The sequence below is a fragment of the Corallococcus sp. 4LFB genome (assembly GCF_046520365.1).
Lineage (GTDB): Bacteria > Myxococcota > Myxococcia > Myxococcales > Myxococcaceae > Corallococcus > Corallococcus caeni.
In genome coordinates this window covers 1-7857 of the sequence record NZ_JBKGHJ010000400.1, presented here as the reverse complement: position 1 = coordinate 7857, position 7857 = coordinate 1, and the positions used below count along the sequence as shown (strand labels likewise).

At 72.1% G+C, this 7857-nt stretch carries 6 protein-coding genes and 1 pseudogene; 5 read left to right on the top strand and 2 right to left on the bottom strand.

What is annotated here, in order from left to right:
- The 5 genes and pseudogenes from ACLEQD_RS31870 to ACLEQD_RS31850 form a co-directional block, all read left to right on the top strand.
- A partial coding sequence (locus tag ACLEQD_RS31870; RefSeq protein WP_410389272.1) for a type IV pilus twitching motility protein PilT occupies positions 1 to 1271 on the top strand: 1271 nt, incomplete at its 5' end.
- Between the two features lies 1 nt (position 1272).
- On the top strand, positions 1273 to 2379 hold the full coding sequence (locus ACLEQD_RS31865) for a type IV pilus twitching motility protein PilT (protein ID WP_410389271.1): 1107 nt from the start codon (positions 1273 to 1275) through the stop codon (positions 2377 to 2379).
- Between the two features lie 116 nt (positions 2380 to 2495).
- Complete coding sequence (locus ACLEQD_RS31860; protein ID WP_410389270.1) at positions 2496 to 2915, top strand: DUF5684 domain-containing protein; 420 nt, start codon at positions 2496 to 2498, stop codon at positions 2913 to 2915.
- 132 nt (positions 2916 to 3047) lie between these two features.
- Positions 3048 to 4448, top strand: a pseudogene (locus ACLEQD_RS31855) (TonB-dependent receptor plug domain-containing protein); the annotation flags it as partial.
- Between the two features lie 115 nt (positions 4449 to 4563).
- Positions 4564 to 5199, top strand: coding sequence for a TonB-dependent receptor domain-containing protein (locus tag ACLEQD_RS31850; protein WP_410389273.1), 636 nt, complete (start codon positions 4564 to 4566; stop codon positions 5197 to 5199).
- On the opposite strand, the gene ACLEQD_RS31845 is transcribed toward ACLEQD_RS31850, so the two are convergent.
- Together ACLEQD_RS31845 and ACLEQD_RS31840 are read right to left on the bottom strand one after the other, a co-directional pair.
- Positions 5153 to 7150, bottom strand: a complete 1998-nt coding sequence (locus tag ACLEQD_RS31845; RefSeq protein WP_410389269.1) for an ATP-dependent DNA helicase — start codon at positions 7148 to 7150, stop codon at positions 5153 to 5155. The two genes, ACLEQD_RS31850 and ACLEQD_RS31845, sit on opposite strands and share 47 nt — an antisense overlap.
- A gap of 154 nt (positions 7151 to 7304) precedes the next feature.
- Positions 7305 to 7857 (bottom strand): hypothetical protein (locus tag ACLEQD_RS31840; protein ID WP_410389268.1); only part of this gene is annotated, 553 nt, incomplete at its 5' end.

The following is a 7857-nucleotide window of genomic DNA, read 5'->3' as shown; positions in this document are numbered from 1 at the left end:
CCTCCGCGTACGGCGGTGCGGCCACCCACGCGGGCGCATCCGCGGCCCATCCGGCCACCGCGTCGAATCCCCCCGCGCGGGTCATCCCCATCTCGCGCACGACCTCCGCTCCGGGCCGCGACCTGGCCGTGCTGCTGGAGCAGGCGCGCAGCATGCTCGCCAGCGACCTGCACCTGGTGGCCGGCCGGCCTCCGCTGCTGCGCATCGCCGGGGAGCTGCTGCCCCAGGACACGCCGCTGTCACCGGAGACGGTGGAGCGGCTGCTGCTGCCCATCATCCCGGAGCGGCTGCGGCCCGTGCTGGAGAGGGACGGCAGCGTGGACTTCGCGCTGGACTCCGAGGACACCGGCCGCTTCCGCGTCAACGTGGGCCGCCAGCGCACGGGCCTCAAGGGCGTCTTCCGCCTCATCGCCCGGGAGATCCCCACCCTGGAGTCGCTGGGGCTGCCCGCGGACATCGCCAAGGCCACGCACCACCACCAGGGCCTCATCGTGCTCACCGGCCCGTCCGGCCACGGCAAGACGAGCACGCTCGCGGCGCTGGTGGACATCATCAACCGCGAGACGACGCACCACGTGCTCACCGTGGAGGACCCGGTGGAGTACGTGCACCCGCGCAAGCGCGCCCTCATCAGCCAGCGCGAGGTGGGCACCAGCACCCGCACCTTCGCCAGCGCCCTCAAGGGCAGCCTCCGCGAGGACCCGGACGTCATCGTCGTGGGCGAACTGCGCGACACGGAGACCGTGCGCATGGCGCTCGCCGCCAGCGAGACGGGCCACCTGCTCATCAGCACCATGAACACGCCCAGCGCGGCGAAGACCATCGACCGGCTCATCGACCTCTTCCCGCCGGGAGACCAGCAGCAGGTCCGCCTGTCGCTCTCCAGCGGCCTGCGCCTCATCGTCAGCCAGCGGCTGATGCCCAGCGCGGACGGCAAGTCCATGGTCGCCGCCGCCGAGGTGCTCACCGGCTCCGTGGCCCTGGGCAACCTCATCCGCGACAACAAGACGTTCCAGATCCCCTCCCTCCAGCAGCGCGGCAAGTCGCTGGGCATCATCCGCTTCGAGGACTCGCTCGCGGACCTGGCGCGCTCCGGCAAGGCGACGCTGGAGACCGTGAAGGGCTTCGCGGAGAACCCGGACGAGATTGAAGCCATGGTGACGGGCAGGAGGCCCGGCGCCGCTCCCACCGTGTCCCCGCCCGCGTCCGCCCAGGAGGGCGCGCGGATGCTGTCCAAGGTGGGCTCACTGCTTGGCAAGAAGGGCGCCTGACATGACGGACACCCCTCGCATCGCGACCTGGTTCGACGTGCTGCTGGACAGGAAGGGCAGCGACCTGCACCTGGGCGTGGGCTACCCGCCCCTGGGCCGCATCCGCGGCGAGCTCGTGCCCCTGCGCGACGAGCCCCTCGACTCCGAGGAGCTGGAGTCGCTGCTCTTTGAAATCTGCTCGCCCGAACAGAAGCGGCAGATCGTGGAGGAGCTGGACCTGGACTTCGCCTACGGCTACGGCACCAAGGCCCGCTTCCGCGCGAACTACTTCTACAAGATGACCGGCATTGGCGCGGTGTTCCGCACCATCCCCAGCAAGGTGCTGTCGCTGGAGGACCTGAAGACGCCGGAGGTGGTGCGCAAGCTGGCGGACCGGCGCAGCGGGCTGGTGCTGGTGACGGGCCCCACGGGCTCGGGCAAGTCCACGACGCTCGCGGGGATGATCAACCACATCAACAAGACGCGCGCGTCGCACGTGCTCACCATCGAGGACCCGGTGGAGTTCGTGCACGAGTCGCTCAAGGCCCAGGTCACCCACCGCGAGGTGGGCCCGCACGCCTCCAGCTTCGCCACCGCCATCCGCTCCGCCGGCCGCGAGGACCCCAACGTCATCCTCATTGGCGAGCTGCGCACCAACGAGACCATGAAGCTGGCGCTCCAGCTGGCCAGCTTCGGCGTGCTCGTCTTCGCCACGGTGCACACCAACAGCGCCCCCGCCACCATCGACCGCATCATCAACGCCTTCCCCGCGGACGAGCAGGGCCAGGTGCGCGGCATGCTCGCGGAGTCCCTGGCCGGCATCGTCGCCCAGCAGCTCATCAAGACCGCGGACGGCAAGGGCCGCGTCGCCGCGCTGGAGATCCTGGTGGGCGGGCCCGCCATCGCCGCGATGATCCGCGAGGGCAAGGTGTTCCAGATCGCTTCCAAGATGCAGGCCGGCCAGAGCGTGGGCATGCAGACCCTGGACATGCACCTGGAGCGGCTGGTGAAGGACGACGTCATCGTCCCCGACGCCGCCCTGGAGAAGGCCCAGGACAAGGAGAATTTCGTGAAGGTCATCCAGCGGCTGAAGCCGGACTGGCAGGTGCCGGAGACGCTGAAGGCGTGACCGCGCCCCCCGGGAGGTGAAGGAATTTGCATTCCCCCCCCGACTTCGCATTTGTTCGGGAGTGAACGGGGCCCCGCCCACCGGGGTCGGGCCCACACACTTCCGAGGGGGAAGTCATGGATCAGCAGCAGCTTGAGATGATGCAGCAGATGCAGGACCAGCAGGCGTCGGGCCCGGGGCCGCTGTTCTGGATCTTCTACCTGGCCTTCATCGGCCTGGTCGTCGCGGGCATGTGGAAGACGTTCGCCAAGGCCGGCGAGCCGGGGTGGGCGGCCATCGTGCCGTTCTACAACCTGTACGTGATGACCAAGATTGTTGGCCGTCCGGCGTGGTGGGTGGTGCTGGCCATCCTGCCGTGCGTGAACATCATCGCGCTGATCATCCTCAGCATCGACATGGCGAAGTCCTTCGGGAAGGGCGTGGGCTTCGGCATCGGCCTGGCGCTGCTCGGTCCGGTCTTCTACGCCATCCTCGGCTTCGGCGACGCGCAGTACCAGGGCCCGTCCGCCTCCGGCGGTAGCATGTCCGCGGCGTAGTCGTCCCCCACGGCCTTCTGGCCGTGAACGGCGGCGGTGGGGTGGCCATCCGGTCGCTTCACCGCCGTTCGTGTTTCCGGAAGCCCCGCCATTGCTCGCCCGGCGGCCCGACATCCAGTAGAGCGGAGCGCGATGACTGGACCGCGCGTTCCTTCCCGGCTGTCGCTCTCCTACGGCATCGGTCTGGCGCTGCTGCTGCCCGGAGTGGCCACCGCGCAGGACGTGGAGGGGGGCACGGCCCCTGCCACCGCGCCCGAGGCGCCAACCGAAACACGGACCGTCGTCACCGCGACGCGCCTGCCGCGTCCGCTCCGGGACGTGCCGGCCACCACGGTGGTGATTCCGCGCGCGGAGATGGAACGCAGCCCCACGCTCACGCAGGACGCGCTCGTCCGCACGCTGCCTTCCGTCGCCACGTTCCGCCGCACGCCGTCCCTGGTCGCGGACCCCACCGCGCAGGGGCTCAACCTTCGCGGGCTCGCGCCCTCCGGCGTGGCGCGCGGGCTCGTGCTGCTGGATGGGCTTCCCTTCAACGACCCCTACGGCGGCTGGGTGTTCTGGCGCGCCCTGCCCCGCCTGGGCCTGGACCGCATCGAGGTCGTCCCCACCGGCGGCTCCGCGCTCTACGGCAGCGCCGCGCTGGGCGGCGTCGTGCAGCTGTTCTCCCGGCCCATCACCGGCCCGGTGCTGGACGCCGACGTGTCCGTGGGCAACCTGGGCACCGGCTTCGTCGCCGCTCGCGTCGCGGACCGCTGGGGCCGCGTGGGCGCCTCGCTGGAGGTCGAGGGCCTCACCAGCGACGGCTACCGCATCGTCCCGGAGAGCCAGCGCGGCCGCGTCGACGGTGACACGCCGTCCAGGCACGTCAGCGCCCAGGCGCGCGTCGAAGCGGAGGCCACCGACCACCTCTCCCTCTCCGCCCGCGCGGGCGTGTTCCGCGAGAGGCAGAACGGCGGCACCCGGTACACCGTCGCCAGCGTGGACCTCGCGTGGTTCGCCGCGAGCGCCCGCCTCCGCACGGACGCCGCCGGCGCCTTCGAGCTGGGCCTCTTCGGCCGCACCCAGCACTTCGCGCAGGACCGCGCCCGCATCACCCCGGACCGGAACTTCGAGGTCCGCTCCGCCCTCCAGGACGTGCCCGCGGATGATCAGGGCGGCTCGCTCGTCTGGACCGGCCCGGACCTGACGCTGGGTGGAACCCACGTGCTCGCCGCGGGCGTGGACGTGCGCCGCTCCAACGGCAGGGCCGACGAGCTGCTCTTCCCCTCCGCCTACACCGCCACGACGCGCTACGCGCGCACCACGCGGGGCACGCAGGTGTCCGGCGGCGTCTTCGTGCAGGACCTCTACACCGTGTCCCCCGCGCTGGAGTTCGCCGGCACGCTGCGCTGGGACACGTGGCGCAACTTCGACGGCAACCAGTTGGAGAGCCTCGCGAACGGCGCCACCCTGTCCACCGACTTCGAGCCCCGCACCGCCCGCCAGCTCAGCCCGCGCCTCGCCGCGCGCGTGCGCCCCCTGGACTGGCTCACCCTGCGCGCCTCCGCCTACCGCGCCTTCCGCGCCCCACCCTCAACGAGCTCTACCGCCCCTTCCAGGTGGGCACCGTCCTCACCGCCGCGAACCCGGACCTGGGCGCCGAGCGCCTCTGGGGCACCGAGGCGGGCGTGGAGGCCACCGGCCCGCGGGGGCTCACCGGCCGCGTCACCGGCTTCTGGAACGTGCTGGACGCGCCATCACCAACGTCACCCTCGCCACGCCCCTGCCGGACGGCACCCCCCGCCAGCGCCAGAACCTGGGCCGCGCCCGCGTGCGCGGCGTGGAGCTGGGCGCGGACTGGCGCCTGTCCCGCCAGTGGCTCGCGCTCGCCGCCTACACCTTCGTGGACCCCGTCGTCACCCGCGCCCCCGGCCAGCCCGACCTCGTGGGTCGCCAGCTTGCGCAGGACCCCAGGCATCGCGGCTTCCTGGCGGTCACCTTCGACGCGCCGTCCATCGTCTCCGTCACCGCGCAGCTGCGCGTCCTCGGCCCGCAGTACGAGGACGACCTCAACACGCGCGGCATGGGCGGCGCGGCGGTGGTGGACCTGTTCGTGAGCCGCCACCTCTTCTGGAAGGTGGACGCCTTCGGCGCGGTGGAGAACCTCTTCGACCGCCAGTACCTCGCGGGCCGCGCGGGCGTGGACACGCTGGCCCCGCCCTTCCAGGCGCGCGTGGGCCTGCGCCTGCGCGACGTGTTCAGCGAATCGAGCGCACGGGCGGCACCGGGCGCACCGGGCCGTTGAACCAGCGGCTCAGCTCCGTCGTGTCCTCCATCCGCTTCGCGGGCGGCAGGCTGGAGAGGAACACCCGGCCGTAGCTCTTGGTCACGATGCGGCGGTCCAGCATCGCCACGATGCCCCGGTCCGCCTGCGTGCGGATGAGCCGCCCGAAGCCCTGCCGCAGCGCCAGCGCCGCCTGCGGCAGCTGGTATTGATCAAACGGCTCCTCACCGCGCGCCTGAATCTGGCGGATGCGCGCGGCCACCAGCGGGTCGCCCGGCGAGGCGAACGGGAGCCGGTCGATGATGACCAGGCTCAGCGCGTCCCCGGGCACGTCCACGCCCTCCCAGAAGCTGTGCGCGGCGAAGAGCACGCTGGGCGTCTGGCGGAAGGCGTCCAGCAGCTGCTGCTTGGGCCGCTCGCCCTGGAGCAGGGCTTGATAGGGCAGCCGCGTCGCCGTCAGCTCGTACGCGCGCACCATGTTGCGCAGGGACGTGAAGAGCACGAACGCGCGCCCGCCCGTCACCTCGCACAGCTGGATGATCTCCTCCGCCGCCGCCTCGATGAAGCCCGGGGCGCTGGGGTCCGGCAGGTGCGTGGGCAGGTACAGCGCGGACTGGCGCGGGAAGTCGAACGGGCTGGGCACCGCCAGCGTGCGCACGCGCGTCACCGGCTGGCCCTCGTCGTCGTACATGCCCATGCGCCTGGCGAAGAAGTCGAAGCGGCTGTCCGCGGCGAGCGTCGCGGAGGTGAAGACGACCGTGTCCAGCGCGCCGTAGAGCCGGTCGCGCAGCTCCTTCGCCACGTCGATGGGGTTCGCGCGCAGGAACAGCCCCTTGCCTCGCGCCTCCGCCCAGTACACGTGGTCCGCGGACTCGGACTTCTCCAGGAACGTGAGCTGCTCCGCCAGCTCCTCCGCGCGGCGGTGGATGGCGGCCAGCTCCGGCTCGCGCTCGCTGCCCGCGAAGGACGCGAGCGCCGCCAGCCCCTCGCGCACCTGCTCCAGCGCGCCGGACAGCTTGCCCATCGTCTCCGGGCGCAGGGCCACGGTGGACTCCTGGCTGGACAGCCCCAGCGCGCGCGGCGCCTGGAGGAACAGCGCGTCCGCGTGCGAGCGCACCCGCTGGGCCAGCGCGGAGAGCGTCGCGTGCCGCTCGTCCTTCACCGGCAGGGCCGCCACCGCGTCGCGCGACAGCTCCTCCAGCCGGTAGTTGGACACGCTGCAGCCGAAGTGGCTGCTGGCCGCGTCCTCCAGCGCGTGCGCCTCGTCGAAGACGACCGCGTCGTAGAAGGGCAGCACCCCTTCCGTGCGCTTGCCGGAGCTGCGCAGCGCCAGGTCCGCGAAGAACAGGTGGTGGTTCACCACCAGCAGGTCCGCGACCTCCGCGCGCTTGCGCATCCGCGTGACGAAACAGGTTTCATACAGCGAGCAGCGCGAGCCCAGGCACGTCTCCGACGTGGTGGACAGCCGCGACCAGGCGGCGAAGGACTCCGGCAGGTCCAGCTCCGCCCGGTCCCCCGTCTCCGTCTGCGTCACCCACTTCTTGAGCAGCGGCCACTGCTTCGCCTCTTCCTTCGAGACGAACTGGGGGTCCTTCTCGAAGGACTCGTAGCGGTGCAGGCACAGGTAGTTGCCGCGCCCCTTGAGGTACGCCGCCTCGAAGCGCAGCCCCAGCTTCTCGCTGAGCAGCGGCAGGTCCTTGAAGAACACCTGGTCCTGCAGCGTCTTCGTGGCCGTGGACACCACCACCTTGCGCCCCGACAGGAGCGCGGGCACCAGGTAGGCCAGCGTCTTGCCCGTGCCCGTGCCGGCCTCCGCCAGCAGGTAGCTGCCCTCCGTGAAGGCCCGCTCCACGGCGCGCGCCATCTGGAGCTGCTCCGGGCGGTGCTCGTACGCGGGCAGCGCCTCTTCCAGCGCGCCACCAGGACCCAGCAGGCTGTCGACAGAAGGGGGACGGGGCGCGGGCGCGGACATGCGGCGGTCTTCGGGGGGCAGGAGGGCGCGGAAGGGAGGCCCCGCAGGATAACAGCGCCCGGCGCCCCCCGCGCGTTCCGTCACACGGCCCCGAAGGCCTGTCCCCCGCCCGCCCGGGAAGCGGGCCGGCCAGCGCCCCTGGGGGCCTTCTTGGCTAGAAGGACCCGCGCAGCATCTGGAAGAGCACCAGCACCAGCACCAGGGCCACCACCATCACCGCGCCCATCACCGTGTTCTTCACCTTGCGAGCCAGCGCCGGGGACGGACCGTCGGAGGCGAGCGGCACCGCGGAGGTCACCCGGCGCACCACCTCGTCCCGGCCGCGCAGCGCCTGGGCGTCGTTCGGCGCCCGGGCCAGCCGCAGGCGGTACAGCCGGCCCACCATGGCCAGCTCCCCCCGCCCCATCGCCTGGGACAGCAGGCGGTCGTGCGCGTCCCAGTCGTGCCACGTGCCCATCAGCGCGCGCCACTCCGTGGCCAGGAACCCGGAGGGGTGGTGCTCGTCCGGGATGAAGTTGGCGTAGACCAGCCCGCACTGCGCGCAGGATCCGGCGTCGTCACGCATGGGCGCCACGCACTTGGGGCAGTGGCCCGGCGGCGCCTGGAAGGGGTCCCCGTCGAAGTCCGGCGCGACGACGGAGGCCGCATCGGAGCGCACCACCCGCAGCGCGGTGACGCTGGCGCGGGCGGGCGCGGGGGGCACGAGG